Below are 26,366 nucleotides of genomic sequence, written 5' to 3'. Positions count from 1 at the left end.
CTATGGAAGTCCTTAGACACGAAGGGCCAGGAAGACTGGGCCTGGTTAGGTTGGGGGAGCACTCCTTCAGAACCCCTGCCTTGGCCGGGGTAGATTTCACCCTCTCCCCGTTCAACTCCTTCTTCCATCCGGATGAACCGGGGGACTACGACTTCAACCTGGCTCCCTCAATTCCCCTGGGCTTCTACACTCCGGGTGAGGTCATAGAGAAGGCTATCGGTAGGCTCTGGAGCGTAAACTACGAGGGCTTCAACGCATTCTACCTTCCGGCTTTGAGGAGAACCGAGTACCTGGGGGAGTTCTTCAAGATAATAGAGAGATACGGCTTCGAGGCCGTGTACCTCGGCAATTCGAAGATTCTGGTCAAGGAGTACCGCTACTTCGTTAAAATCCTGCGCGAGCTCCGAGAGAGGTTTCCCAACGTCATGATAATAGCCGATTTGGAGCCTTTCTTCTATCCGCTGGCGGTCTACCTTGGAGTTGACGCCTTTGACACCCGCTCGCTCAAGCTCTACGACTTCGAGGGGAAGGGCTTCACCCAGTTCAGCCCGTTCATCTGGAGCGATGAACCGAACTCCCTCGACTTCGCCAAGGAGACCATCCTGGAGGTTAGAAAGGCCCTCGAAGAGGGAAAGCTCCGCTACCTTGTTGAGAACTTCTTCCACACCCAGTACCACGCGGGAATCCTCCGCATAGCGGATTTGGAGCACCCCGATTACCTCGAAAAGTACACGCCGATTCAGAAGGAGACTGTCTACTTCATAAGCGACGCCTCAATAAGGAGACCTGAAGTGAAGCGCTGGCACTCCCGCGTTGAGGAGCGCTTCCTGCCTCCGAAGAACACCGAACTGGTGCTCCTCTTCCCCTGCTCGGCTAAAAAGCCCTACTCATTCTCCCGCTCCCACACCCTCTACAGGAAAGCCATGAAAGAGGCCCTCGGCTCTGGAATAAGCAAAGTCCACGAGCTTATACTAACTTCTCCCTTCGGTGTCGTTCCAAGGGAATGGGAGTGGTTAGCTAAATACGACATAGTCGTCACCGGCCACTGGGGTGAGGAGGAGATAAAGCCGGCCGCTGAACTGCTCGCCAAGACCCTTGAAAAGTACCCCAAGGATGTGCCCATCATAGCGCACCTCGATGAGGCCTACGTTGAGATAGCCAGGCTCGCCTCAGAGATGACGGGAAGGGAGATAATCTTCACGGAAGTGAAGAACGGCACAACGAGCAGGGAGAGCCTGGACTCCCTAACCGAGACTCTGAAGGAATTCCAGCTTGAGGGAACAAAGGAAGACAGAACCTACCGCTACTTTGAGAACATAAGGAAGGTCTTTGACTTCTACTTTGGAGCTGGTGCCGGAGAGGCCGTTCTTCCAGAAAACGGCCAGGTCAAGGGCTCGAAGATGCTCCGCCTCTTCGTCGATAACCAGCAAACCGGGACCTTCAAGGATGGCGTCATAAGCGTCACGCCCTTCGGCATGCAACGCATCTACGATGCCCTCAAATCATACTGGGTCAAGGTTGACTTTGACCTCAGGGGAGACGTCTTCGCGGTCGGCGTTGACGAGGCGGACGAGAGGATTCGCCCAGACGACATCGTCGGCATAGTCCGTGATGGGAAGGTAATCGGAGTTGGGAAGGCCGTCCTCGCTGGGGAAGAGATGGTTAACGCCAAGAAGGGCGTCGCCGTCAAGGTGAGGAAGAGGGCGTAACGCCTAAAAACCTCTCTTCCATTCTCCCCATATGCCCAAGCACTTCCACAAAGGCGTCAAGAGGGAGCACCACTTTCTCAAGGGGCTTGAGAAGCCACTCGAAGAGATAGCCCGAATTCCGGGGGTCAAGAAGGTAATCCCGGGTAGAATATACGCGAGTGATTCCAGGGGCTTTGAGATAAAGGTGACGAGAGAAACCCAGACCGGCCTAAAGCTCGTCGCCAAGAGCGATGGGAGCGTTCAGGAGGTCTTTCTGGTCGTCGATAAAGCTGACAGGGTGAGGGTTTGGGGGGAAATTGAGAAGCTGTTTGGAGGAGATAACTAGAGCTCCCTCTTCCCCTCAAAGAACTCAATTAATTCATCATCGCTTATCTCTTCATCTGCTTCCATATAACCGAGCTCCCTCTTCTGGAGCTCTATCAGTCCCGGCGTGAGCAGAAGCTTCCCGTTCAGCTTCGGTACGGCGTAGTGAAGCGTTATCTCGCTGAACTCGTCGAGCTTTATCGTTGGGTTCAGCTCGTACTCAATTTCCTCCAGCCGCTTCCCCTCCGCGATGAACTTTGCCACTATCGCTGAGCCGTCTATGGAGAACTGCACGCTCCCGATATGTCTAGCTTTGGCGCCTTCGATCCTCTCGGTTATGAACTTCTTGGTCTTCCCGGTGAACTCAAAGTCGCCGAGGATTCCCCCGACGACGATTATGCTATCCTCCTCAATGTCCTCCGGTTTCAGTTCCTCCTCCGCGAAGGGGTCGAGGATTATGAGCTTTGACCTATCGAAGGGGAACTCGGTTACGCTCTGGGTCAAAACGCTCCCCAGCTTCGCGAGCTCTTCCCTCTCGTGTGCCTCCACGTTGGTAAATATCAGCCTCTCTCCCCACCACTCGCTCGCGTGCCTGTACTCCAGGAGAACCCAGTCGCGCAGCTCCTCAAGGTGTTCTATCAGCAGGTACGGCATGAGCACCACCACGCCAGCTTTCGAGGGGCACCTTAAAAGCCTGCCGACTTCCAGGTTCTGTCCAGCAAGGGTTTTAACCCGGGTTGAGAACGCTCTCTCATGAGTTTCAGGGAGAAGTACGCGAGGCTCGGCGAGAGGTACGAGCGGATAGACGGCCCTCTGGAGAGGTTCTTCGACACGTTGAGGAGGAAGGCCGCCCGGTTTGTCTCAGGGGAGGTTCTCGAAGTCGGTGTTGGAACTGGTTTCATGTTGCCCTATTACTCCCGGGAGATCGAGCTACACGCTATTGACGCCGTCCCCGAGATGCTGGAGGTGGCCAAGAAGAGAGCCGAGGAATTAGGTCTGAACGCACGCTTCTATGTCATGGACGCCGAGAGGCTGGAATTTCCGGACGAGAGCTTTGACACAGTAGTTTCAGCCTTCGTCTTCTGCACGATCCCGAACCCGGAGAGAGCGATGAAAGAGTTATACAGGGTTCTGAAGCCCGGTGGGAGGGCCGTGTTCCTCGAACACACGAAGAGCGACTGCAGGCTCGTCAACTGGCTCCTCCTCAAGCCTCTTGACCTTTTCCTCGGGTGGCTGATAGGGGACAACACCCTGAGGGAAACGCACAGGCTCGTGGAGAAATACTTCGATGTCGAGCACGAGGAGAGCCACTACAGCGGCGTGGTCCGGCTGATGATCGCCAGGAAACCCGAGAAAATTTAGCACTCCTCCGTATGCTAGACGCTTGAACGGAACTAATCACGAATCTTAATCAAACTCAACGGGCTGTCGTCCCGTGCGTTGGAGCAAAGCTCCAACGTCGCAAGCAAGCTTTTGGAAAAAGCTTGACCAAAAGAGTTCCTTTTCACTTAAGTTGGCCAGTATCATCAGCGTGCACATCTCAAATTCCCAGTAAATCGTGGGTTAATTTCAAAAGAAGTCATTCAAGCAGTTTGCGTTTTGTTCTGGCGTCCGTAGGACGCCTTGAGGAAGGCAAATACTGTGAGATAGCAGATGATGAATAAACACCCTCCAGAATTTGGCGTTTTAAACGAGCACGCAATCTTTCCGTCAACGCTTTGCGCCAGCAAGCAAACTTTGCCATGCAAAGTTTGATCAAAGGGTAAACTTCCTCAAAATGCCAGAACAAGTTTGCATGTCTCTCTGAGATTGCAAACCCAAAGAAGGTTTGCATGTGGAAAAAAGAAAGCTAAAACAGGTTTTGGTCTCTTCTCAACGCCCGAAGGGCGTTGTATCCACAGTAAAACACTGCAGAACCAGCAGGTGAAAGAACAAACCAACCTTAAAATTGAGAATCTCCAAGAATGACATGCGAGCCTTGATCAAACTTCGCGAAGGCGAAGTTTGTTAGAATTGTGGTGCGGTGGCCGGGATTTGAACCCGGGTTACCGGCTTGGGAGGCCGGTGTCCTAGACCAGGCTAGACTACCACCGCTCCGTCCAGCCCGCTGGTAAATAAGCACCCCTGACTTTAAAAGCTTTACTTTTTTCTCCTGCCGAGCAGAATGCCCCCGACTATCATCGCCAGTCCCAAGACAGTCGCGGGCGCTATGCTCTCGCCGACGACGAGGGAGATAAAGAAAAGGCTCAGGAATGGCACGAGGTAGGCCAGGTTCGAAGCGAAGGCCATGTCACCCTCGACCGCCTTATACCAGAGGAGGAATGTAACACCCATCTCGAATAGACCAACGTAAACCGCTCCGACGAGACCCTTGAGTGGCGGGAGGGCGAGCCCACCCGAGAGCGCCAGGGCAGTGAAAACGTAGGCAAAGCCGAAGAGGAAGTTCCAGAACATCTTCTCTACGAGTGGCCTCTCATCCCTGAGGTTCAGAAGCCAGTAGGAGGCCCATATCACCGCGCTGCCGAGGCCGAGTGCAAAGCCCACCGGGTCGGAGAAGTTTAGGTCCGTTATGTCCCCTCTCGTGGCCACGACCAGCGCGCCAAGGAAGCCGATGGAGAGCCCCAGCACAGTCCTTGCCCCAGGCCTCTTTCCTAGGAGTGGAATCGAGAGGAGGACTAGCATCAGCGGCCAGGTGTAGTTCAAAGCCTGCGCCTCCTGGGCCGGAAGCCTGTCGTAGGCCGAGAAGAGGACGATGTAGTAAAGGAGAGGGTTTATCAGGCCGAGGTAGGCGGAGCGGAGGTTCCCCCTCCTCAGTGAGAACTCACGGGAGTAGAGGGCGCCGAAGACGATGAGTGAAGTTAGGGAAGCGTAGAAGAGTAACTGGAGCGGCGTCAAATATCTGAGCGAGAGCTTGAAGGCACTAGCGACCGTTGACCAGAGCAGTACCGCACCGACAGCGTGCTTTTTGGACATGGAAAAAGAAAGGAGCGGAGATTTAAAAAATTCACTCCTCCCTGAAGGCGCCGTACTTCTTGGGGTCGTAGAAGGGTGGAGCAACGGTTACTGCCTTCTTGGGGTTACCCCTTATCTCGACCTCGATTTCCACGCCTGGTTTTGCATATTCAGGCTTCACGAAGGCTATGCCAATGCCTATACCGAGAAGCGGTGAGAGAGTTCCGCTGGTGACCTCGCCGATGGGCTCGCCGTTCGCGTAAACCTTGTAGCCTTCCCTCGGGATACCCTTGTCGACCATCTTGAAGTGCACCATCTTGCTTGGCAGTCCGCGCTCCCTCTGCTTCAGCAGAGCGTCCTTCCCTATGAACTCCTTGTCCCAGAAGAGGGCGAAGTCAAGGTTGGCCTGGAGGGGAGTTACTTCATCGATATCGGTGCTGAGGAGCTGCTTCTCCTTCGTCTCGTTTCCGTAGAGGGTGTAGCCGGCCTCAAGGCGGAGCGTATCCCTCGCGCCAAGTCCAGCGGGCTTTATGCCATACTGCTCTCCAGCCTCAAGGATGGTCTTCCAGACGTGGAGTGCCTTCTCAGGCTCGCCCCTCTTTGATGGGTCTGGGTGGTAGGGGTTGGCGTCCTCGAAGTATACCTCCCAGCCGTTCTCACCCGTGTAACCGCTCCTCGAGAGGAGCATCTTGATGCCGTCCAGCTCGACCTCCTTCGCCTGGAACCACCAGAGCTCGTTGATGTCTATGCCGAAGAGGTCTTTGGCGAGGTCTCTCGCCTTCGGGCCCTGGATTGAGAACATCGCCATGTCGTAGGTCTTGTTCTCTATTTCAAGATCAAGCTCGCCAAACTTCTCGATTCCGCGCTTTATCGCGTTGAACCAGGCATAGAGCTTCTCGAAGGCATCGCTGTCGCAGACCATCATGTAGGTGTCGTTACCCATGTTGAAAACCAGCGTTTCGTCCTTAACGGCACCGCGCTCGTTGAGAACCAGCGTGTAGGTTCCACTTATCGCGGGCGGCTTGCTTATGTCGTTGGTCGTGACGTACTGGAGGAACTCAAGTGCATCTTTACCGCGGAAGATGAACTCGCCCATGTGGGAGACGTCGAAGATTCCGACTCCGTTCCTAACGGCGAGGTGCTCGTCCTTTATGCTGGAGTACCAGATGGGCATCTCCCAGCCGGCGAACTCCTCAACCTTCTTCGCGTGCTCCTTATGCCAGTCGAAAATGTGGACCCTCTTGACCATGGCCATCACCGTTAAAGCTTCAATCGGAGCGTTATAATCCTTTCCAATGCAGGGGTAACTGTAATAAACATTGAAGTACAAATAGGTACTGGGGTGAACAGGATGTTTGAGAAGGTTTTGTACCCTACTGACTTCTCGGAGGTCTCGCTCCACGCGCTCAGGCACTGCCTCCCAAAACTCGTGGAGCAGGGAGTTAAGGAACTCCACCTCATCCATGTCATCGACATAACCGTGGCCGAGTTTGAGGCCTTCGAGCTCGAGGAGATATACCGTGAGAAGCTGGCGGAACTGGCAGAGGAGCTCAAGGAGATGGGGGCAGAGGTTGAGGTCATCGTGAAGATAGGAATTCCCTCCATGGAGATAGCGGAAACGGCCGAGGAGAATAACATCGACCTCGTTGTCATACCCAGCGTGGGTGAGAACATATGGAGGCGGATGTTCGTAGGCAGTACCGCCTCAAACCTCGCGAGGGCCACGAAGAGACCCGTCCTGCTCCTGAAGTACGTTCAGAAGGACGATAAATTTGAGTTCTCCGGGGACTGCTCGGAGGTCTTCAAGCGGCCGCTGGTAGCGCTGGACTTCTCAGAGTGCTCGATAAAGATACTCAAGACGGTTAAGGAGTTCGAAGAACTTATCGAGGGCGGCATACTCCTCCACTCAGTTGACTACGGCAACGTGGACGAGCTGGAGCACAACATAGAGGCCGCCAGGAAGAACCTAGAGAAATCAGCTAAGGGCATCAGGGCGAAGTTCGAAACCGAGGTTATGGTGGGCCCGGCCAGTCAGGCCATAATAGGGATGGCACTGGCAAAGAAGGCCAGCATGATAGTAATCGGCAAGAAGGGAAGGAACTTCCTCAAGGACCTGATCCTGGGGAGTACCGCCGAGAGGGTTATGAGGGATGCAAAAATGCCGGTACTGCTCGTACCGTGCGAATGAGACCTCAGACTGGAACGGCTTCCACATCAAGATTCGGTAGCTACCCTGTTGCCATCATCGGTCGTTTCCTTCTTTTCCCACGGACTTATAAACCTACTCCCTCGTGCTCTCGCCGGTCATCACGGCGGAGGCTATCATGTGGGCCAGCCTGAGGGGTTCGGGAATGAGGCCAGTTTTCGTTGTAACGCGGACTATCTCCCTGGCGGTTTCCTCATCGAGGCCGACCGCCTGGATGTAGAGCTTCCCTGGAATGAGCTCAAGGAGTGGAGGGGCCTTCCTGAGGAGTTCAACCCGCTCTTTGGCGTCGGGAAAGTGCTTTCTTAAAGCATTCTCCATAGCAACAAGGTCGGGCTTTTTTCTGACCACGACCACCACAGGAAGGCCCGTCTCCCTGTAAAGCCTCTCAACGTCCACGACGTTGAAACCCGCGTAGGTTATTCCTTTGAGGAGGATGACGCGCAGGTCTTTAAAGCGGGAGCTTAGAACAGCATCAATCATCGCATCGGTGGCATCTCTTCCATCGACGGTTATCCAGCGCGAGAGAACGCCGACTACTTCCTGGGAACCTTTCATGACGACTCCTATCAGAACGGTCCTCTCACGGTTAAGTTTGGAAGAGAAAGAAAACGTCCCATCATCGAAGCCGACGACACGGATCTGGGGCTTGACCTTGCGTATCATCCGAAGAGCACCCTTGCCATCCACTCTGAGTATTCCCTGTTGAGCTTATCGAGGTCGATTCTCGCTATCACCGGAATCTCATAGGGGTGGAGCTCCCTTATGGCCTCTCTGAGTTCCTTCCACTTGCTCACCTCAGTCTTGAGGATCGCCCCGACCTCTTTACCTTCCTCTATCTTTCCTTCCCACCAGTACATTGCCTCGTGCTCACGGAGGTTGGCGCAAACTATGAGCTTTCTCTCCAGGAGCTCCCTGACGATTTTCCTGGCACTCTCCCAGTCGGGGAAAGTAGTGTAGACGAATATCCCCTCCATGTCCTCACCCACTTCTAGAATCGACGGATAAGCTTAAATCGGTTGTGGGGGTAATAACCCCGGGATGTGGTATGGCGTGGATAAGGGCGCACCTCAGAATCCACGGGCGCGTTCAGGGGGTCGGCTTCCGCTGGAGCATGCAGAGGGAAGCTAGAAAACTCGGCTTAGCAGGATGGGTCAGAAACCTGCCGGACGGAACAGTTGAGGCCGTTGTAGAAGGAGAGGAAGAGAGGGTCGAGGCTTTAATCGGTTGGGCGCATCAGGGGCCGCCCATGGCAAGGGTAACGAAGGTTGAGGTGAAATGGGAAGAACCGGAGGGCCTTGAAGGGTTCAGGGTCACGGGCTAGCCATCTTCTCGACTAGGACTCTCTTTGGACAGTATTTGACCTCACAGTAGTTGCAGACAAACTTTTCTTTGTCCTTCTCTGGGGTGTGGAGGATGAGTTTTCTGAAACCTTCCATCTCCTTAACCCTCACGAACACATCGACGGGGAGAGTTCCATCGATGACTATGTAGAGCTTAGTGGGCTCCTCACGGAGGTTTCTGCTGAATACCTCCATGACAGGAACGCCGTTCTCATAGAGCAGCCTCAGGACATCCGAGAAGCCCTGAAGGTACCGGTCCTTGTCGAGCTCTATCTCAAGAACCTCCCAGCCCATAAGAGGTGCGACGTCGATGAGGCTCGGTAGGGGGTTCAGCTTCGCGAAGATGAGCTTGAGGGGGTATGTCTTCTCTATGTATTCAATGGTGTGGTAGACTATCTTCCTGTTGACACCTATTATTCTGGCGAGCTCACTTATCGGAACCTCGACGTCCCTGAGGTAAACCTTGCCGTTCTTGACGCTGAGGCCGTTCTCAAAGAGGAACTCGGCCACCTTTCTTCTCGCTGGGTAGTTCTTGAAATAGGCCTCGAGTATGAGCATCATCTTTGTTCACCTCTTACACATAACTGAGTAGAAATGGATATTTAAATCTTTCTCCCAATGGGCAAGGTTATTAACCCGGAAGGCAGAAGGGGAAATGCGGGGTGAGGAGAATGCAGAAACTCGACGTCATAGGCATCGGAAACCTCAACTACGACATAATCATGCTCCTGGATAGATTCCCGGATTTCCACGAGAAGGTGAACGCCAAGGAAGCATACTTCGGCCTCGGCGGTGCGGCCGCGAACACGATAACCTGGCTTGCCCACTTTGGATTGAGGACCGGCTACCTTGGGGCTGTTGGAAGGGACGAGATAGGCGAGGCACATATGTCATATTTTAAGAAGATAGGCGTCGACACCTCAGGGATACAGATCGTCGACGCACCCTCCGGCGTGGCCGTAGCGATGGTTCACGGCGACGACAAGAGGATAGTGAAGTATCCAGGTGCGAATCTTCTCAAGAGGCTCGACTTCGACTACCTGTCGAGGGCAAGGCACATTCACATGTCCTCGAACCCGCCGGAGACCATTGAAGGGGTCGTGAAGTTCGCGAGCGAGAGGGGCATAACGATCTCCCTTGACATAGGTGAGGCCGTCCTTCCAGAGGGCGTCGAGGAAAGGGTCGATTACCTCATGATGAACGAGGACGAGTACAGGAGGAAGTTCGGCTCCCTTGACCTTTCCCTCTCGAGGGCCAAAAACCTCGTCGTTACCCTCAACGGCGGCGGGGCTATGGTGAGGGACGAGAGAGGGAACGTGGCAGAGATAAGGGGGCTGAGTGCGAAGGTCGTGGACTCCACCGGCGCCGGCGACTCCTTCGACGCGGGCGTTATCTACGGCGTCCTGAACGGCTGGACGCTCGAAGATTCGGCGAGACTGGGCATGCTCCTGGCGTACCTCACGGTCCAGAAGGTCGGGGCGAGGAGCGCCGTCATTCCCCTCGACGAGGTCGTCAGGATTGCGGAGGAACTTGGAATGGAGCTCCCATTCAGTAGGTCTTGAGGCCCACTACCCTCGCCTGTTTTTCACTCCACCTGTAGGTCAGGTATCCCAGGAGCCCGTAGGTGAGAGACACGAGGAGGAGGTAGGTTATCTCGCTTATTGAGGCTCCGTAGCCGTAGGCGACGACCTTTCTGACTGCCTCGGTAGTCGGTGAGTATGGGAGGGCCTTCGCGAGGTACTGGAGGCCCTTAGGGAGTATCGACACCGGGTACATAGCGCCACTGAGGGCAAAGACGAGCATCTCAAGGATGCTTATGAAGGGACCCGGGTCGCGGAGGTAGAGCACTATTCCAGCTGCCGCCATGCCCATGCCTATCATTCCCACGGTTCCGAGGAGGAGAACCGGGATAGCTCTCGAAAAAGCGACCGGATCGAAGCTGAGACCGAAGAGCAGCACAAAGGCCGGGACGTAGAAGGCCATGTAGACGAAGGAGAGAAGGATTCTCGTCAGGACGTTGCCGAGGAAGAATGTCAGCCTCCTCATAGGGGCCGCGAATGAGTACTCGAGCGTTCCGGCGTAGAGCTCGTCAACCACGCTCCAGACGAAGCCGCTCAAGAAGGTCAATCCAAAGCCCAGAACCATGAACCCGAGAACCGCGAAGGTAACGTAGTCCGAGTAGCCGGTGAGTTCCTGCAGGGCCTCGGAGTTCCTTTCACCGGTCAGGCCGATGCCTATGAGGAGGGCCTGCCCTACAAAGAAGAAGCCCATGGCTATGTCGCTTATGAACCAGACCCTGTAGCTGAGGAATATCCTCCAGCTCTTCACCGCCACGCCCCAGAGGGCCCTCAGTTCAGTAGCCACCATAGCCAATCACCCTCGTTGTCCTCTCGGCCCAGCTGAAGAGGAGGTACCCGATGCCCCAGTAGAGGGGCATCAAAGCGAGGAGCCAGAGGAGGGAGGAGCCCACATCGCTGTAGCTGCCCCCTGCGAAGAGGGCCCTGACTATGACCGCCGAGTGTGTGAGGGGGAAGAGCCTGGAGATGGCTATCACCCAGTCTGGCATGACTGAGAGGGGGAAGAAGACCCCAGAGAGGAAGAGCATGGCAAACTCGAAAATCTGGGCGAATGGGCCGATGTTCTTGAAGAGCATGACCAGTCCAGCGAAGATGAAGCCGAAGCCCATGAAAGCTATAAGGGAGGCGATTATCGCCGGCAGGGACTTCAGGAGGAGGGGGATTGTAACTGGTATGTCGAAAAGGGACACGCCGAAGGCAAAAACTATGACCATTAGGGCGGAGTCCATGAGGAGCCAGCTCAGGGCGAGGCCGAAGAGCAGGCCGGTGAGCCTCGAAGGGGACAGTACGTTGGTTTCGAAGGTTCCCCTCTGGAGCTCCCTTCTCACCCCCCAGACGTAGGCCTCCATCGGCGAAACCGAGACCCACCAGAGGACGTAGCCTATGAGGGCGTAGGTTGGATAGTCGCCCATTCCAGTGGAGGACTCAAGCAGTGCCGAGTACCTGCCACCCAGAACGGCCTGGCCGAAGTAAACGAACTGGAGAAGGAAGACTACCCCCACGAGGATCGAGCTGATTACGCGGAGGGGATATCGGAAAAACATTCTGAATTCCTTCTCCACGACCGCCAGAATCAATCTCTCAGCCCCCTGCCAGTGAGCTTTATGAAGACGTCCTCGAGGGTCGGTTCCTTCCTCTCGACGGAGAGGATCTTAACTCCCTTCCTCACGAGCCACTCGACCAGCTTTGGCAGCTCCTCCTCATCGACCTGAGCCCTAAGCCTTACAACCCCGGTCTCGGGGTTCCTCTCAACAACGGCCATCTTGAAGGGAGAGGGGGCGATTTTCTCCGGCCCAACGTCTTTTGCATGTATCTCGACGGTTTCCTCATCCCTCACGAGCTTCTTAAGCCCCTCCGGCGTGTCGAGGGCTATTATCTTCCCGCCGTCGATTATTGCTATCCTGTCGCAGAGCTGCTCCGCCTCCGCCATGTAGTGGGTTGTCAGGAGCACGGTTTTGCCTTCTTCATCGACGAGCCGCCTTATGAACTCCCTGACGAAGATGGCGCTCTGGACGTCGAGGCCCAGGGTGGGTTCATCTAAGAAGAGAACCTCGGGATCGTTGATCAGGGCCTTGGCTATCGCCAGCCTCTGCTTCATTCCGCGCGAGAAGTTCATCACGAGGTCGTTGCGCCTCTCCCATAGCCCAACTAGCTTTAGAAGTCTCTCAATGCGCTCCCTCTCCTCGTTTTTCGGGACGTAGTATATCCTCGCGAAGTACTTGAGGTTCTCGTAGGCACTCAGCCGCCAGTAGAGGGTTCTCTCGCCCTCGGCAACAAGGTTTATCCTCCTCCTTATCTCTCTGGTCTCTCTCCTAACGTCCAGCCCGAGGATTCTGGCGGTCCCCCCGCTCGGCTCGAGGAGTGTTGTCAGTATCTTTATGGTGGTTGTCTTGCCGGCCCCGTTTGGCCCGAGGAGGCCGAAGAGCTCGCCCCTCTTTACTCTGAAGCTTATCCCTCTGACCGCATCGATCCACTCGACTTTCCGGAGAGGGAAAGGTATCTTCTTGGGATAGCTCTTCCTCAGATCTTCGGCCTCCACCGCCCACATTTCACAGCCCCTTATCCACTTAACTCCCGCGAATAAAAACATTGCCTTCATAACGTTTAAATACCAGTCTGCGTATTTTCTCAGAGCCTCTTAAGAAACCCTTAAAAATCCGTACCCTAACAGCCTTAGAGAGGCCAAAAGTCTTTAGACCGGAGGTGGCGCTCTTGGAAATCATAATCGACAACTTCAAGCCCAAGATTACCCGTCCATTCAAGAGGAAGAGTGAGTACTGGGTCAAGCTCATCCTCTCCGACGGGGAGGAGTACATAATGAAGTTCAAGAGCCCCCTGGAGGCGGAAGATGCTATATACGGCATGCTCGACGACCTTCAGGTCTACGGGGGAAAGGTCAAGCTCAAGCTCCGTGAGGGCAACGTTATAGAGCACATCGAGGTTCTCGAGCTCTACAAGCCCTCCGCGAAGGAGCTTCTCAGCGAGTACTTCACTGAGTGATCTCTGTTCAATGTTCTTTTCCGTCCATTGGAGTTGGAAATTTGACAAAAACCTATATATATCCCTGCACACATAGTTTAATATTGGACAGCCCCCTAGGGTATGTATTTGGAGGCTCAAATATATTCTACGGAGGTCGTTGCTGTGGGAAGGCGCAAGAACAAGGAACTCCTCGAACTCGCAATGGACATGGGCGGAGAAGAGGCCGTTGAGGTAATCAAGGCTCTTGAGAAGAAGAAGGAAGCCACCGACGAGGAACTTGCCGAGATGACAGAGATAAGGGTCAACACCGTCAGGAAGGTTCTCTACATGCTCTACGACCAGGGGCTGGCGGAGTTCAAGCGCATCAGGGACAAGGAGACGGGCTGGTATTACTACTACTGGCGCCTCGAGACGAAGCGCCTCCCAGAGATACTCCGCGCTAAGAAGATGGCAGAGCTGAAGAGGCTCAAGGAGATGCTCGAGGAGGAGACCAGCGAGATCTACTACCACTGCGGGACGCCGGGGCACCCGAAGCTGACCTTTGACGAGGCGATGGAATACGAGTTCCAGTGCCCGATATGCGGCCAGATGCTCATGCAGTACGACAACACCGCGATTGTTGAGGAGCTGAAGAAGCGCATCGAGGAGCTCGAGATAGAACTCGGCCTCAGGAAGAAGCCCAAAGCTAGAAAGAGCGAGTCGAACTGATTCGAACTGAATGGTCCCCATTTAATGAACTTCGGGGATGGTGAAGATGGAAGAAGTGGTTATTTTGGAGAAAGTTTATGGTGACAGGAGCGGTTTTCTTAAGCTCGACAGGAAGCTTAAGGCCATTTTGGGGGAGCTTGAAGTTGAGTGGAAGCTCTCCGCGGTCAAGAAGAACTGGGTCAAGGTTTCTCTCAAGGGTGAGGACGAGGAGATAAGCGCAAACCTCGTCCGCGAGGAGTTCGGTGAGGTTCCCTACAGCCTCAAGGCCGTTGAAGAGGGTAAGACCTACCGTGGAAGGTTTATCGACCTCGGCAAGGTCGGCTACGGTGCCTACGTCGACATCGGAATCTTCCGGCCGAGGCCGAAGGACGCTCTTTTGCCCCTCTACTACCTGAAGGAAACCTTTGGAGACATACCTGTGAGGCAGATGATAGTCAGGTTTGGCTGGGTCGACAACCTGCCGGTAGAGGTCATCGCCACGAAGGTCGAGTTCGGGGCGAGGGAAGTTGAGCTGGCCTTCAGTAAAGAACAGCTGAAGCGCATCAAGAGCTGGCTCGAAGACGGCCACGACAAGCTCTTCATAGCCGGAACGGTGAGCGAAAACGTGGAGAAGGCCCTCATCCAGACCGGCCACGGTAGAGACGTGAAGAGGATCGAAGAGCTTGGACTCATGGAGACCCTGCTCGTCCTCAAGAAGGGAACCCAGGCTCCGGGCATTATCAAGGAGATAGGCCCCCACCTTAAGGGGGCAGTCATCGGGGCCATCAAGTTTTAGGTGTGAGACCGTGGATGAGCCTAACAGTTAAGGCCGCAAGAAGCACGAAGCTGTAGGGGAACAGAGACGGGATGAAGAAGGCCGCCGGAAGGTAAATCACGGTCGTGAGGAAGAGGAAGGCCGTGGGGCCCTTCATCCTTATCTCTTTTCTGTTTGCAGCTGCGTAGACCGCCGTTGCGATGGCGAGGCCGCTGTTGAGGAGGAAGTCCTTAAGGTAGGAAAGGGCGTTGGCGCTTATCCCGGTCGGGAGTCCCTGGGGCGTCCCGAATGCCCTGTACATAAGGAATGCACTGGCACCTGTTATGACGAGGTAAACGTAGTTCCTAAGGTGTCTCTTCGGGAACGCTATAACGAATATCAGCGGGATAGCAACCAGATATGGGTTTATCGCTATCGCCAGCAACGTGAAGAGCGACAGAACCGCGGTCTGAAGCAGGGCCTTCCATTTCTCAGGCGAAAACGTCACGTTGCAGATTACGGAGAGGGTTATAACGAAGCCCGCAAGGCCGAGGGCGCTCCCGCTTATGTGGCCAAGATAGCTTCTAAACATTGGGGCCACGAACGCCAAACCAAAAACTAGGAAGCCGAGCTCGCGGGCCTTCTTGGGGGCGAGGTAGAAGGAGAATGAGAGGATGATGAGCACCAGCACCCAGTGGATAAAGACCACGTTCTCCTCTATCGGGGGGATGAACCTGAAGGCCGCACCCATGAGCGCGCTCAGCGGGGAGTCGGGCAGGCCTCCGACGGTGAACTTAAGGGCCGAGAGCATGTCCATTAGGAAGCCCTCCGTAAAAAGGGGCCTCTCCGCGGTGAGGTACCAGAGGACGTAGAGTGAAAATGCAAGGGCGTAGAACCTCCCGGCGTGACTGTCATCGTTGCTCAGGAGGATTAGGAAGAGAAGCATGAGGAAGAATGCCAGCAGAAGGAAGGCCACCAGTGAACCATCAGGGGGATTCCACAGTCCCTCAAAGGCCCTCTCGGTGAGGTATATGTTGTTCTCGGAGCCGGTTATGAGGATGGTATTGTTGAGAACGATGATGGCAGGAAGAAGAGAGGCGTTTTTTGGAAGGCCCGTCTGGTTCCAGAGGGAGGCCATCAGACCGTTGTTATAGACGTTCCCGACGAGGACGAGGGTGCCGTTTCCGCGGGGCTTTAGGGTATGGAGCCTCTCGTCGACGTAGTATGCCCAGCCCCGGGCCCAGTCATCGTTCCCGGAGACGACGGTGTACGGGGAGTCAGAGTTCAGAAACGCCTGAAAGGCCTCCCTGTTCGGGTGGTAAATTAACTCACCTGCAGAAACAGGGGGGATGATCAGCAGAAGGATGAGCACAATTAGAACCGGAACCTTTCTCATGCTCTCCCTCCCGGAAGGATACCCATGTATGGTTAAAAAGTTAATGTAGCCAGCCCAGCACGGTCCCATCGTCCCGCAGTGGAAATTTAAAAAGGGATCAAGGGGCTCATTCAGACTCAGAGCCAGTGTCATCTTTCATTTCTTCGAGCTTCTTAACCAGTTTGTCGATTATCTCCATGAAGGCCTTGGCCGCGACGGTGTCCTCGTAGAGGACTATCGGGATTCCAGCGTCGCTCGCTTCCCTCGCCTTGAGGTCTATCGGGATCTCACCGAGGAAGTCAACGCCCTCCTTCTCGGCGAGCTTCCTGCCGCCGCCCTTTCCGAAGAGGTCTATCTCATTGCCGCAGTGCGGGCAGATGAGGTAGCTCATGTTCTCCACCACTGCTATGTAAGGCACTTCCATCTTCTTCATCATGTTGACGGCTTTGCCAGTGTCGAGGAGCGCTACCTCCTGCGGGGTGGTGACTATCACAGCCGCATCGAGCTTGAGGCTCTGGGTGACGGTGAGTATCTCGTCGCCCGTTCCCGGCGGGAAGTCTATTATCATGAAGTCAAGCTCACCCCACTTGACGTCGCCGAGGAGCTGCTTTATTGCCTTAGTGACGAGGCTTCCGCGCCAGATGATGGGCTGATCCTCAGGAACCAGGAACCCCATGCTCATGATCTTGATCGGGGTCGTCTGTCCCATGAAGTCGTTCATCGGCGGTATCATCTCGAACCTTCCGTCCTCAAGCTTCTCCGCGAGAACATCGGCCCTGTCAACGCCGAGCATCTTCGCCACGTTCGGGCCGTGTATGTCTGCATCAAGGATTCCAACGAAGTAGCCCTTCTTAGCAAGGGCCGTAGCGAGGTTGACGGCGACGGTGCTCTTTCCAACGCCGCCCTTGCCGCTCAGGACGGCTATCTTGTACTTCCACTTCGTCTGCTTCTCGCTTATCCTCTGGGTGAGCGGATCAGCACCGAGACCGCCTATGTTGAGCGTGGGAGCTTTGATCGTCATTTCAAACACCTCCGGCTTAGGTTGGCCTAAGGGACTTAAAAGCTTTGCCCAGAAAATTGACAGTGTTACCCACATATGGGTAGTTTATGGGTGGATCTGTAGTTTGAAAATGAAAAACAGGGAAAATCACTCCTCCGGCTTCGGGAGGGTGACTTCGACACCGAGGGTCTTCCACATGGCCTTTATCTGCTCCCTGAGCTGGTCTATTGCCTCGGGCTGTTTGAAGAGGTGCTTGAACCTGCCCTGGAGCTTGAGGTACTCCTCAATGGGCTTCTTGAACTCGATAGCTACGACCCTTCCTCCCTCGCGCTTGACCTTGGCGCCTCCTCCCGGTGCCTGTATCTTGATGTTGAAGAAGTCGCCGTTCTCGATCTCGAAGAGCGGCCAGACACCGGTCTCGATGGCGAGGCGAGCTATTTCAACGCCCTTCTCGAGCGGGCTCTTCCATCCGGTCGGGCAGGTGCAGTGAACCTGGACGAATGCTGGACCGTCGACCTTCGCTGCAGTCTTCATCTTCTTGACGAAGTCGAAGGGGTTGCCTATGCTCGCGGTGGCGACGTAGGGCACCTGGTGGGCGGCAGCGATGAGGGCGACCCACTTCTTGGGCTTGTCCTCACCGATGGAGTACTTGCCCGGCGGTGAGGTTGTGGTCCAGGCACCGTATGGAGTTGAACTTGACCTCTGGATTCCGGTGTTCATGTAGGCCTCGTTGTCGTACATGAGGTAAACCGCGTTGTGCCAGCGCTCGAGCATACCGCTGAGGGCCTGCATACCTATGTCTGCCGTACCACCGTCACCGCCTATGGCGAGTATCTTGCCCTTCCTGCCGAGCTTCTTCCAGGCAGCTTCAACACCGCTGGCAGCTGCTGCCGCGTTCTCGAAAGCCACATGAACCCACGGGACCTTCCAGGCGGTGTACGGGAAGACTGCGCTGACGACTTCCATACATCCGGTTGCCTGGGCTATGGCGAAGGCGTTCGGATCGCCGTACTTCTCCTCCATGGCCTCGCTGAAGGCCTTGGTAGCTAATTTGAGAGCAGTAGCACACCCACAGCCGGCACAGGCGGCGTGTCCGGGTGCCCAGTACTCGCGAGTGGTAATCGGGGGCTTCCTAACGGCCATCTTCCTCACCTCACAGTATCTCCTTCCTCAGTCCAATCCAGTTGACTTCATCAAACTCCTCTCCGGCGAGGGCCTTCTTGCTGATCTCAAGAACCTCGTCGAGTTCCTTGAAGGTGACGTCCCTGCCGCCGAGGCCGAGGATGAAGTCAACGAGTATCGGCTTCTCCTTCTGGTTGACGAGTGCCCTGCTGAAGTCCTGGAAGAGGGCTCCGCCGACGCTGAAGGTGACGTTCTTCTCGAGGAGCGCGAGAACCTTGGCCTTCTTTGCAAGCTCCCTAACTTCTTCGGTCGGGAACGGGCGGTAAACGGTGAGCTTAGCGGCACCAGCCTTGATTCCCTTCTCGCGGAGGTGGTCGACGTACTCCTTGACGGTTCCAGCTAAGGAACCCATGGTGACGAAGATTATCTCGGCGTCCTCAGTTCTGTACTCCTCTATCTTCTGGTACTTCCTTCCAAACTTCTTCTCGAACTCGGCAAAGACCTCGTCGATGACCTTCTTGGCGTTCTCGTTGGCCTCCCAGACAGTGTATCTAGCTTCCATGTAGTGGGCCGGGAAGGCAAGCGTACCCTGGGTTATCGGCCTGGCAGGGTCGAGGTAGGCGTGCTTTGGCTCGTACTCGCCGAGGAACTCGTCAACGACCTCCTGGTCAGGTATCTCGACGGGCTCGACGGTGTGGGTCAATATGAACGCGTCGAAGCCGACCATGGCAGGGAGGAGAACCCTCTCGTCTTCAGCGACTTTGAAGGCCATGAGTATAAGGTCAAGGGCTTCCTGGTTGTTCTCGGCGTAGAACTGGAGCCATCCGGTGTCGCGCTCGCTTATGGTGTCCTGCCAGTCGTTCCAGATGTTGATCGGGGCGCTGAGTGCACGGTTTCCAACGGCAATGACTATCGGAAGGCGCATTCCTGCGGCGATGAAGAGTATCTCGTGCATCAAAGCGAGACCCTGGGAGGCCGTTGCCGTGAAGGTTCTGACGCCAGCCGCTGAGGCACCAACACAGGCCGAAATCGCTGAGTGCTCGCTCTCGACCTTGATGAACTCGGCGTCGAGCTCTCCATCGGCGACGAACTCACTTATCTTCTCCGGGACGAGGGTTGACGGCGTAATGGGGAACGCGGCTATAACTTTCGGCTTTGCGAGCTTAGCCGCCCAGGCGGCCGCTTCGTTTGCCTTCATAACGGTCCTAATCGGCATTTTTCATCACCTCACTTGGTCTCCCTAACCATAACTATGGCCTCAACCGGGCACTCGTTTGCGCAGACACCACAGCCCTTACAGTAGTCGTAGTCGAAGACGGGGTAGTTCTCCTCGTCGAGGTAGATGGCCGGCTCCGGGCAGTAGACGTAGCAGAGGTAGCAGCGGACGCACTTGTCCCTGTTGAACTCGGGCATGAAAACCCTCCAGGAGCCGGTCTTGTTTATGACGCTGCTTCCCGGTATGGTTGCTATCGCTCCGGGCGTCATCTTTTCGCTATACTCCTTCTGAACCCTCTCAATGTCGGCCTTAAACGGGCTCTCAGCCATATGTATCACCTCTGGTGAGTTATCAGCTTGAAACTTAAACTTTGCGTGGACAAAATGAAACGAAAGGGTCAGCCAAAGACCTCAGCGAGCTTCTTGAGCTTCTCCCACTCGCGGTTGACCCACTGCTGGAGAACTTCGATGTCCTCCTTGGTCATGTACTTGAACCTGCCCTGGAGTTTTAGGAACTCCTCTATGGGCTTCGGCTCCTTCTTCGTTGACGGCATATTTATCTTGTATTTTCCGTTCTCGTACTCGAAGAGCGGGAAGTATGCTGTCTGGACTGCCAGACGAGCTAGCTCGATGCTCTTGTCGGTTGGGCTTCTCCAGCCGGTTGGGCACGGCGCGAAGAGCTGGATGAAGCTCGGGCCGGGTGTCTTCTGGGCCTTCTTGAGCTTCCTAATGAAGTCCTCGGGATAGGCAACGCTCGCCGTTGCCGCGTAGGGAATTTCGTGGGCTATAACGATGTCGATGACCTTCTTCTTGTGCCTCTTTTCAAGGAAGTGCTTCTTTCCTCCGGGTGTGTTGGTCGTCCAAGCTCCGAACGGGGTTGAAGAGCTCCTCTGGATTCCGGTGTTCATGTAGGCCTCGTTGTCGTACATGATGTAGAGCGCGTCGTGACCCCTCTCAAGGAAACCGCTCAAGGCCTGAAGGCCTATGTCAGCCGTACCACCGTCGCCGGCCCAGCCGACGACCATGACACCGTCTTCTCCCTTGACCTTGATACCCCTGGCCTTTAAAGCGGCCTCGATGCCACCGAGCACAGCACCGGTTGTCTCAAAGGCAGTGTGGAAGAGGTTAGCATCGAGGGTGTTGTAGGGCCAGGCACCGGCGATGATAGTTGAACAGCAGGCGGGGATTGTGAATATCGTCTTCCTACCGTAGGCCTTCAGCACGTACCTCAGCCCAAGGGCGGCACCACAGCCCTGGCAGGCGGTGTGGCCGGCGTAAAAGTGCTCCTCCGCGGGAAGGCTGAGCCTCTTCTTAACGTTCTCGGGAATCTCCATCTTTCTCACCTCTTAAGGTGGTACCAGTCCACCTCTACATCGAGCTCTCCCTTCTCGATTATGGCCTTCATGTTCTCGGCTATCTTCCTGACGTCGTTGACCGTGAAGTCCCTTCCTCCGAGTCCGACGATGTAGTTCTTCATCAGCGGCTTTGCACCGGTGTTGTAGAGGGCTCCCTTGGCCTCGTTGAAGAGTATACCCTCCTGGCCGAAGGAGAAGTTCCTGTCGAGGACAGCTATTCCGTCGACGTTCTTTGCCAGCTCGTAGAGCTCCTCCTTCGGGAATGGCCTGAACCAGCGGACCTTAGCGGCTCCAACCTTGTAGCCCTCCTCCCTGAGAACGTCAACTGCCTGCTTGACGGTTCCCATGAGCGAGCCCATGCCCATGAAGACGAAGTCGGCATCGTCCGTCCGGTAAGTCTCTATCATCTGGCTGTAGTCTCTTCCAAAGCGCTCGCCGAACTCCTTACCGACTTCTTTGATGACTTTCTTTGCCTCCTCGTGGGCTTTCGCGAGCTTGTAGCGGAACTCGTAGTAGTCCGCGGGGGTTCCGAGGGCGCCGACTGAGAAGGGCTTCTCGAAGTTCGCGAGGTCGTAGAGGGGCTCCCTCGGCGGGAGGAACTCGTCGACGAGCTCCTGCGGGATCATCTCAACGACGTCGTAGGTGTGGCTCAGGATGAAAGCGCTCTCGATGACCATTGCCGGGACGTTAACGGTCTCCGCCACCTTGAAGGCCATTAGGACACCGTCGTAAACCTCCTGGTTGTTCTCGGCGTAGAACTGAAGCCAGCCGGTGTCCCTCTGGGCGAGTGAGTCCGTCTGGTCGTCCCAGACGCTCCACGGGGGAGCCATGGCACGGTTAACATCGACCATGACAACTGGAAGCCTCGCGCCGCTCGCCCAGTGAAGCATCTCGTGCATCAAAGCGAGACCCTGGGCCGAGGTGGCCGTGAAGGCCCTGGCTCCAGCCGCCGAGGCGCCTATACAGGCTGCCATAGCTGAGTGCTCGCTCTCGACGGGAACGTACTGGATGTCGGCCTCGCCGTTGGCTATGAACTCGGCTATCTTCTCGATGATGCTCGTCTGGGGTGTTATGGGGTAAGCCGCAACGACCTGAACGCGAGCATGCTTGGCAGCGTAAGCGGCCGCGTAGTTGCCGCTCACAACCTTTCTAATGGGTTTGTACTCCATGCCCAACACCTCACTTCTCCTCTTTCTCCATGGTTATCGCCTTGGTCGGGCACTCGTTCGCACAGATGCCGCAGCCCTTACAGTAGTCGTAGTCAACCGCGACGTAGCCGTCTTCCTTTATGTAGATGGCCGGCTCCGGACAGAACTTCCAGCATATGTAGCACTTGACACACTTGCTCTCGTCGACTATCGGTATGAACGTCCTCCAGTCACCTGTGAAGTTGCTCAAAGTAGTCCCAAGACTTATCGGGGCCTCTGGATACTCATCCACCTTTGTAAGGACGATTTTGGTGGCCCCCTCTTTCCTTTCGCCAAACAACGTGTTCAACTTTATCACCACCCGTTCAGGGTTAAGGAAGGGAAAGAAAATCAGAGCTCGTAGATGACTGTCCTGTTGAAGGACTCCTCTGCAGCCTTGGCGTTCTTCTCGCCGAGCGCTCCTGAGAAGGTCTCCTGGATGGCTTCCTTGACGTGGTCAAGCTCGACTATTCCAGTGGCCTTGGCAACGGCACCGAGGATTGCCGTGTTGGTGATGGGCAGTCCGAGTATTTCGAGGGCTATGGTGGTAGCGTCGACGAGGGCCAGCTTTGCCGGCTTCTTCTTGAGTTTCTCAAGGACCTCTTCCTTGCTCTTCTCGGTGTTGACAATGACTATTCCGTTGTCCTTCAGGCCGGCGGTGACGTCGACCGTGTCAAGAAGACTTGGGTCGAGGACGACGACGATGTCCGGCTCGTAGATCTGGGTCTTTATCCTGATCGGCTTCTCGTCGATCCTGGTGAAGGCCGTAACCGGCGCTCCACGCCTCTCAACGCCGAAGAACGGGAACGCCTGGACGTATTTGCCACTCTTGAAGGCTGCTGAGGCTAAAATGTTGGCGGCAGTAACTGCACCCTGTCCACCTCTACCGTGAAAACGAATCTCGATCATTCTTCATGCCTCCTCAAATTTGTCAAAGTTTATTCATCCAATACATTTATTTAAGTTTCGGTATTGTCCTAAGCTCCCTTCGGCAGCTGTCTTTGGGTAGAGATGAACGTTGTCAGTCGCCAATGGTAAAAAGCGGGCATCATTTCTCAAAAAAACTTCACCCACTAGATTTTTAAGCTCCCATGCTATAGGCCGATATATAGACTATATAGTGGTGGTGACCATGGAGGGACTGGAGCTCGCAGCGGTGGCGGTGGCGTTCTACATCGCATGGAACATAGGCTCCAACGACTCCGCCAACGCGATGGGAACCGCCGTTGGTGCAGGCATACTCAGCTTCCGCCAGGCGACCCTGACGATAGCAATATTCGTCCTCATGGGGGCGTACCTGCAGGGCTACAAGGTCATGAAGACCGTTGGCAAGGGCATAGTACCCGAGGGCCATCTAACGATGGAGATGGCGGTTATAGCACTTCTCGCCGCTGGGGTCTGGGTTACAATAGCGACGGTCAAGGGATTGCCCGTATCGACCACACAGGCCATAGTCGGGGGCGTCATAGGCGTCGGCCTCGCCACCCACGCCCCAGTTAACTGGTGGACGCTCACCAAGATAGCCTCCGCGTGGGTTATCTCACCCATTCTCTCCGGAATATTCGCGATAGTTCTTTTCAAGTTCTACTCATGGGTGATATCACGGATCAAGAGCGTGTCAACAATCGAGACACTCTACAAGGCCCTGGCCATCCTGGGCGGCTCGTACATGGCCTTCAACTTCGGTACGAACGAGGTCGCGAACGCTTCTGGCCCGCTCGTGGGAGCGGGCTTCATGGAGCCGAAGGTGGCGGGCATCTTCGGTGCGCTCGCGCTGGCAACCGGTGCCCTCACGTTCAGCTATGCGGTCATGCACACCGTCGGAAAGAAAATAACCGCCCTCGGCCCGGTTTCGGCCTTCGCGGCACAGTTCGGCTCGGCCATATCGGTGAGCCTGGCGAACTTCTTCGGCCTCCCCGTCAGCTCGAGCCAGTCAATAGTGGGTGGGGTTGTGGGTGTCGGACTGCTAGCCGGCCAGGGTGTTAAGAAGTCGGTGATAAGGGACATAATCTTCGGCTGGGTGGCGACCCCTCTGACGGCGATATTCATATCACTGGCCATCTCCAAGGCTTTTGCCTTCGCCGGATTGGTCTAGCCGTTTTATCTCAACCCCCAGTCTTATCAGCTCTTTTATCATCCCTGTCTGGACATACGCTTTTATCCTTGTCTCGGCCCCATACTCGACCGCCAGGACGTCTCCGATAGCGTTTATCAGTGCCATGACCTGGGGAACCTTCTCGGGCTCCTTCACGATTACCTCGAAAGCCCCGTACTTTGGCAGGGTGAGTATCACCTCTTCAAGAGCATCGTAGAGCTCCCCGAGCTGACCGAGCTTGGCAGAGATTGAGACAACGCGAAAAACGCTTATTCCCCTCTCCTCGACTATCTCCCTTATCCTCTCCGCCTTGTCGAGGATGTCCTCCTCGCTCGTCAGGTCCCTCTTGTTCAGAACGACTATCATCGGTTTGTCGAGCGTTTTTAGCTCCCTGAGGACATGAAGTGATGCCAGCAACTTCCTCCTTATCTCTCCCCATGGCTCGCTGGCATCGAGTACTAGGAGGATTATGTCCGCCTTCACTATCTCCTCGAGCGTCGAGTGGAAGGCCTCAACTATGAACGGGGGGAGCCCGTCGATGAAGCCAACGGTGTCCGTAACGAGCACTCTCTTCCCGGAGAGCTTGAATCGTCTCGTGGTCGTGTCCAGGGTGGTGAACATCTGGTTTCTCGCCTCTATCTCCTCCCCTGCTAAAGCGTTGAGTAGCGTCGATTTTCCGGCGTTCGTGTAGCCGGCGAGGGCGAGCAGTATGAAGCCGACCTCTTCCCTCCTCTTCCTCTTGACTTCCCTGTCGGCCTTGACCCTCTCAAGTTCCCTCCGGATTCTTCCCATTCTGTAGCGGATGTGTTTGAGGTACTGCTGGGTCTGGTATTCACCCATCCCCTTGAAGCCGGCCCTGTCGCCGAGTTTTATCCTCCTTATCGCTTCCTTGACGAGCGGAACCTCGTACTGGAGTGAGGCGAGTTCCACCTGAAGTTTGGCCTCCGTAGAGTGGGCCCTCTTCTCGAATATCTCAAGGACAAGCTGCCAGCGGTCTATGACTTCGACCTTCAGCTCCTTCCAGAGGTTGTATGCCTGACTCGGGGAGAGCTTGTTGGCAAATATGACTTTATCCGGCTTGAACTCATTCACCAGCTCCCTCAGCTCCTCCAGCTTTCCCCTTCCGATGTTGTACTTCGGGTGTTCTTCGCGGTTCTGCTCGAGTATCGCCACTACCTCATAGCCGGCGCTCCTGAGGAGCTCCTCGAACTCGGCCCGGCTAACCCTCTCCCGCCTGGATTTCCTTATGACTCCTATTGCCCTCATTCGATTGAGATTAACCCGGCAGGGTTAATAAGCTTGCTCTATCTTGGGCACCTCTGAAAAACATTACAGTAGGTGATGAGCATCAAGGAACTACCAGGAAATGCCTTAAAGCCCGGCTCATCACACATGTTAAATATATAAAAAGTTGCGATGAGAGTATGGTGGGGGTATCTGGTACTGCTCATCATGGGGACGGGCATCATAGTTGATCGATATAACTCCGCCAGAGGGGGATAGCAGTCTGATAACAAAGGTTTGAAACCTTCCGTTTTAGAAATCCTTTAATCCGTCTTCCCCAAATTCTCTACGGTGGTATTATGGGGGAAGAAGACGTAATGGTAAAGCTCAAGGAGATTGAGGCCCTCTTAGATAAGCTCGGAAAGGAGCACCCAAAGGAGATATCCGCCTTCTCGCGCTTCCTCCGTGAGACCCTCGACAACAAGGCCCTGACGACGAGGGAGAAGGAGCTCATAGCAGTTGCCCTTGGAATCGCGGCGGGCTGTGAGTGGTGCATCTACCTCCACACCCAGAAGGCCCTCGAGGCAGGCGCAAAGCCAGAGGAGCTTCTTGAAGCTGGTCTAGTGGCTGTTCTCATGGCCGGTGGTCCGGCGCTCATGCACCTCATACCGCTGACAAAGGCTATAGAGGCCTTCAAGAAAGATTATGAAAAGGAGTGACCCTTTCCATTTCCATCATTCTTCAGTCAGCTTGAGGATAGCCTCTGCCAAATCTCCGTTGGCCTCTATTAGAGCCTTTCTGGCAGTCTCGTAGTCCGCCCCGGTCTGATCCATAACGAGCTTTATGTCCTCCTCGGAGACGTTTATTATTGCCCTCACTTCCTCGCTTCCGGGAACTATCTGATAGCTCTTCTCACCCTGGGCGGTTATCACAGTTATAGCCGGCTCCTTGAGGACTATCTCCTTGTTCTCCATCCTGATTATTACCTCCTTAACCCCCTCAAGCTCCTCCATCTTGATGCCCATCTGGCGCATGAGCTTCTTCATCTGCCTCGGGTTCATTCCCATCATCCTTACCACCCGGAGAGAATTGGGGAAGGATTTTAAAAAGGTTTATCGAGGAAAGAGCAGATCGGTAGAATTTTGTCAAGCAAAACAGGATTGGAAAACGCAGTCTTAGCGTATTCTCCAAGCGACTTTGCATCCCCGATTCCTTCAGATGGTCCACTATCTTTTTTCCTCTGAAATCTTCATACTCTCTTTAAGAACCTCCGCTCAAAGCTT

31 protein-coding genes and 1 tRNA gene are annotated in these 26,366 nt (G+C 55.1%); 11 read left to right on the top strand and 21 right to left on the bottom strand.

All coding sequences use genetic code 11. The features are described from left to right. The first annotated feature begins 2 nt into the window (after positions 1 to 2). Both arcS and A3L08_RS01445 read left to right on the top strand, forming a co-directional pair. Positions 3 to 1,709 (top strand): archaeosine synthase subunit alpha, encoded by a 1,707-nt coding sequence (gene arcS, locus A3L08_RS01450; RefSeq protein WP_088853349.1) that lies wholly within the window; start codon positions 3 to 5, stop codon positions 1,707 to 1,709. A 31-nt stretch (positions 1,710 to 1,740) separates the two neighbouring features. Continuing rightward, positions 1,741 to 2,034 (top strand): DUF2103 domain-containing protein, encoded by a 294-nt coding sequence (locus tag A3L08_RS01445; RefSeq protein ID WP_088853348.1) that lies wholly within the window; start codon positions 1,741 to 1,743, stop codon positions 2,032 to 2,034. Here the strand turns inward: A3L08_RS01445 and A3L08_RS01440 are convergent. After that, on the bottom strand, positions 2,031 to 2,666 hold the full coding sequence (locus A3L08_RS01440; RefSeq protein WP_088853347.1) for a hypothetical protein: 636 nt from the start codon (positions 2,664 to 2,666) through the stop codon (positions 2,031 to 2,033). The two genes, A3L08_RS01445 and A3L08_RS01440, sit on opposite strands and share 4 nt — an antisense overlap. A 99-nt stretch (positions 2,667 to 2,765) precedes the next feature. Between A3L08_RS01440 and A3L08_RS01435 the strand changes: the two genes are divergently transcribed. After that, positions 2,766 to 3,374: a class I SAM-dependent methyltransferase gene (locus A3L08_RS01435; protein WP_088853346.1), complete on the top strand. Its 609-nt coding sequence runs from the start codon at positions 2,766 to 2,768 to the stop codon at positions 3,372 to 3,374. Positions 3,375 to 4,028: 654 nt separating this feature from the next. Here the strand turns inward: A3L08_RS01435 and A3L08_RS01430 are convergent. From A3L08_RS01430 to gcvT, 3 genes are all read right to left on the bottom strand, one after another. Beyond that, positions 4,029 to 4,106 (bottom strand) — tRNA-Gly (locus A3L08_RS01430). A 45-nt stretch (positions 4,107 to 4,151) separates the two neighbouring features. Then, positions 4,152 to 4,985 (bottom strand): DMT family transporter, encoded by an 834-nt coding sequence (locus A3L08_RS01425; protein WP_088853345.1) that lies wholly within the window; start codon positions 4,983 to 4,985, stop codon positions 4,152 to 4,154. A 31-nt stretch (positions 4,986 to 5,016) separates the two neighbouring features. Further along, positions 5,017 to 6,213, bottom strand: coding sequence for a glycine cleavage system aminomethyltransferase GcvT (gene gcvT / locus A3L08_RS01420; protein WP_088853344.1), 1,197 nt, complete (start codon positions 6,211 to 6,213; stop codon positions 5,017 to 5,019). A gap of 102 nt (positions 6,214 to 6,315) precedes the next feature. On the opposite strand from gcvT, the gene A3L08_RS01415 reads away from it, so the two are divergent. Then, a complete protein-coding gene (locus A3L08_RS01415; RefSeq protein WP_088853343.1) occupies positions 6,316 to 7,152 on the top strand; it encodes a universal stress protein in 837 nt (278 codons plus the stop codon). A 93-nt stretch (positions 7,153 to 7,245) separates the two neighbouring features. On the opposite strand, the gene A3L08_RS01410 is transcribed toward A3L08_RS01415, so the two are convergent. Next, positions 7,246 to 7,833 carry an endonuclease dU gene (locus tag A3L08_RS01410; RefSeq protein WP_088853342.1) on the bottom strand — a complete coding sequence of 196 codons (588 nt, stop codon included), beginning with the start codon at positions 7,831 to 7,833 and terminating at the stop codon, positions 7,246 to 7,248. Continuing rightward, positions 7,830 to 8,144 carry a divalent-cation tolerance protein CutA gene (gene cutA / locus A3L08_RS01405; RefSeq protein ID WP_088853341.1) on the bottom strand — a complete coding sequence of 105 codons (315 nt, stop codon included), beginning with the start codon at positions 8,142 to 8,144 and terminating at the stop codon, positions 7,830 to 7,832. Before cutA ends, A3L08_RS01410 begins: the two co-directional genes overlap by 4 nt. A gap of 71 nt (positions 8,145 to 8,215) precedes the next feature. Between cutA and A3L08_RS01400 the strand changes: the two genes are divergently transcribed. After that, positions 8,216 to 8,491: an acylphosphatase gene (locus A3L08_RS01400; RefSeq protein WP_088853340.1), complete on the top strand. Its 276-nt coding sequence runs from the start codon at positions 8,216 to 8,218 to the stop codon at positions 8,489 to 8,491. Here A3L08_RS01400 and A3L08_RS01395 read toward each other — a convergent pair. Then, positions 8,481 to 9,071, bottom strand: coding sequence for a regulator of amino acid metabolism, contains ACT domain protein (locus A3L08_RS01395; RefSeq protein WP_088853339.1), 591 nt, complete (start codon positions 9,069 to 9,071; stop codon positions 8,481 to 8,483). The genes A3L08_RS01400 and A3L08_RS01395 overlap by 11 nt on opposite strands. Before the next feature lie 110 nt (positions 9,072 to 9,181). On the opposite strand from A3L08_RS01395, the gene A3L08_RS01390 reads away from it, so the two are divergent. Beyond that, entirely contained in the window at positions 9,182 to 10,072 is an 891-nt protein-coding gene (locus A3L08_RS01390; protein WP_088853338.1) for an ADP-dependent ribose-1-phosphate kinase, read from the top strand. Here the strand turns inward: A3L08_RS01390 and A3L08_RS01385 are convergent. The 3 genes from A3L08_RS01385 to A3L08_RS01375 are packed head-to-tail and all read right to left on the bottom strand — an operon-like array spanning position 10,059 to position 12,635. Then, positions 10,059 to 10,877: an ABC transporter permease gene (locus A3L08_RS01385; protein WP_088853337.1), complete on the bottom strand. Its 819-nt coding sequence runs from the start codon at positions 10,875 to 10,877 to the stop codon at positions 10,059 to 10,061. The genes A3L08_RS01390 and A3L08_RS01385 overlap by 14 nt on opposite strands. Beyond that, positions 10,864 to 11,631 (bottom strand): ABC transporter permease, encoded by a 768-nt coding sequence (locus A3L08_RS01380; protein WP_088854856.1) that lies wholly within the window; start codon positions 11,629 to 11,631, stop codon positions 10,864 to 10,866. The genes A3L08_RS01385 and A3L08_RS01380 overlap by 14 nt, the downstream gene beginning before the upstream one ends. A 29-nt stretch (positions 11,632 to 11,660) precedes the next feature. Beyond that, positions 11,661 to 12,635 carry an ATP-binding cassette domain-containing protein gene (locus A3L08_RS01375; RefSeq protein WP_088854855.1) on the bottom strand — a complete coding sequence of 325 codons (975 nt, stop codon included), beginning with the start codon at positions 12,633 to 12,635 and terminating at the stop codon, positions 11,661 to 11,663. A gap of 164 nt (positions 12,636 to 12,799) precedes the next feature. Here A3L08_RS01375 and A3L08_RS01370 point away from each other — a divergent pair, with 164 nt between their 5' ends. From A3L08_RS01370 to A3L08_RS01360, 3 genes are all read left to right on the top strand, one after another. After that, positions 12,800 to 13,087 carry a hypothetical protein gene (locus A3L08_RS01370; RefSeq protein ID WP_088853336.1) on the top strand — a complete coding sequence of 96 codons (288 nt, stop codon included), beginning with the start codon at positions 12,800 to 12,802 and terminating at the stop codon, positions 13,085 to 13,087. Between the two features lie 144 nt (positions 13,088 to 13,231). Beyond that, entirely contained in the window at positions 13,232 to 13,777 is a 546-nt protein-coding gene (tfe, locus tag A3L08_RS01365) for a transcription factor E (protein WP_088853335.1), read from the top strand. Positions 13,778 to 13,823: 46 nt separating this feature from the next. Continuing rightward, a complete protein-coding gene (locus A3L08_RS01360; protein WP_088853334.1) occupies positions 13,824 to 14,552 on the top strand; it encodes a DUF2110 family protein in 729 nt (242 codons plus the stop codon). Here the strand turns inward: A3L08_RS01360 and A3L08_RS01355 are convergent. The 9 genes from A3L08_RS01355 to A3L08_RS01315 form a co-directional block, all read right to left on the bottom strand. Continuing rightward, positions 14,542 to 15,906, bottom strand: coding sequence for a hypothetical protein (locus A3L08_RS01355; RefSeq protein WP_088853333.1), 1,365 nt, complete (start codon positions 15,904 to 15,906; stop codon positions 14,542 to 14,544). The genes A3L08_RS01360 and A3L08_RS01355 overlap by 11 nt on opposite strands. 106 nt (positions 15,907 to 16,012) lie before the next feature. Further along, positions 16,013 to 16,906: an Mrp/NBP35 family ATP-binding protein gene (locus A3L08_RS01350; protein WP_088853332.1), complete on the bottom strand. Its 894-nt coding sequence runs from the start codon at positions 16,904 to 16,906 to the stop codon at positions 16,013 to 16,015. Between the two features lie 126 nt (positions 16,907 to 17,032). Beyond that, on the bottom strand, positions 17,033 to 18,028 hold the full coding sequence (porB, locus tag A3L08_RS01345) for a pyruvate synthase subunit PorB (RefSeq protein ID WP_088853331.1): 996 nt from the start codon (positions 18,026 to 18,028) through the stop codon (positions 17,033 to 17,035). A 10-nt stretch (positions 18,029 to 18,038) separates the two neighbouring features. Continuing rightward, positions 18,039 to 19,223, bottom strand: a complete 1,185-nt coding sequence (gene porA / locus A3L08_RS01340) for a pyruvate synthase subunit PorA (RefSeq protein ID WP_088853330.1) — start codon at positions 19,221 to 19,223, stop codon at positions 18,039 to 18,041. Between the two features lie 11 nt (positions 19,224 to 19,234). Next, positions 19,235 to 19,552: a pyruvate synthase subunit PorD gene (porD, locus tag A3L08_RS01335; protein ID WP_088853329.1), complete on the bottom strand. Its 318-nt coding sequence runs from the start codon at positions 19,550 to 19,552 to the stop codon at positions 19,235 to 19,237. A 68-nt stretch (positions 19,553 to 19,620) separates the two neighbouring features. Next, complete coding sequence (locus A3L08_RS01330; RefSeq protein WP_088853328.1) at positions 19,621 to 20,556, bottom strand: 3-methyl-2-oxobutanoate dehydrogenase subunit beta; 936 nt, start codon at positions 20,554 to 20,556, stop codon at positions 19,621 to 19,623. Positions 20,557 to 20,561: 5 nt separating this feature from the next. Further along, entirely contained in the window at positions 20,562 to 21,746 is a 1,185-nt protein-coding gene (porA, locus tag A3L08_RS01325; protein ID WP_088853327.1) for a pyruvate ferredoxin oxidoreductase, read from the bottom strand. 10 nt (positions 21,747 to 21,756) lie between these two features. Next, on the bottom strand, positions 21,757 to 22,074 hold the full coding sequence (locus A3L08_RS01320; RefSeq protein WP_088853326.1) for a 3-methyl-2-oxobutanoate dehydrogenase subunit delta: 318 nt from the start codon (positions 22,072 to 22,074) through the stop codon (positions 21,757 to 21,759). A 41-nt stretch (positions 22,075 to 22,115) separates the two neighbouring features. After that, the gene (locus A3L08_RS01315) at positions 22,116 to 22,673 is read right to left on the bottom strand and encodes a pyruvate/ketoisovalerate ferredoxin oxidoreductase subunit gamma (RefSeq protein ID WP_088853325.1); all 558 of its coding nucleotides are present in this window, start codon (positions 22,671 to 22,673) and stop codon (positions 22,116 to 22,118) included. A 223-nt stretch (positions 22,674 to 22,896) separates the two neighbouring features. On the opposite strand from A3L08_RS01315, the gene A3L08_RS01310 reads away from it, so the two are divergent. Next, positions 22,897 to 23,859: an inorganic phosphate transporter gene (locus A3L08_RS01310; RefSeq protein WP_088853324.1), complete on the top strand. Its 963-nt coding sequence runs from the start codon at positions 22,897 to 22,899 to the stop codon at positions 23,857 to 23,859. Here the strand turns inward: A3L08_RS01310 and hflX are convergent. Continuing rightward, positions 23,815 to 25,125 carry a GTPase HflX gene (gene hflX, locus A3L08_RS01305; RefSeq protein ID WP_088853323.1) on the bottom strand — a complete coding sequence of 437 codons (1,311 nt, stop codon included), beginning with the start codon at positions 25,123 to 25,125 and terminating at the stop codon, positions 23,815 to 23,817. The two genes, A3L08_RS01310 and hflX, sit on opposite strands and share 45 nt — an antisense overlap. Before the next feature lie 317 nt (positions 25,126 to 25,442). On the opposite strand from hflX, the gene A3L08_RS01300 reads away from it, so the two are divergent. Next, positions 25,443 to 25,802 carry a carboxymuconolactone decarboxylase family protein gene (locus A3L08_RS01300; protein WP_088853322.1) on the top strand — a complete coding sequence of 120 codons (360 nt, stop codon included), beginning with the start codon at positions 25,443 to 25,445 and terminating at the stop codon, positions 25,800 to 25,802. A 15-nt stretch (positions 25,803 to 25,817) separates the two neighbouring features. Here A3L08_RS01300 and A3L08_RS01295 read toward each other — a convergent pair whose 3' ends face one another. Then, positions 25,818 to 26,153 (bottom strand): nascent polypeptide-associated complex protein, encoded by a 336-nt coding sequence (locus A3L08_RS01295; protein ID WP_088853321.1) that lies wholly within the window; start codon positions 26,151 to 26,153, stop codon positions 25,818 to 25,820. Positions 26,154 to 26,366: the final 213 nt, after the last annotated feature.

The organism is Thermococcus pacificus, from assembly GCF_002214485.1.
In the GTDB taxonomy this organism is placed as follows: Archaea; Methanobacteriota_B; Thermococci; order Thermococcales; family Thermococcaceae; genus Thermococcus; species Thermococcus pacificus.
Note: the sequence above shows the minus strand (reverse complement) of the source record. Positions and strands in the feature narration are given on the sequence as shown.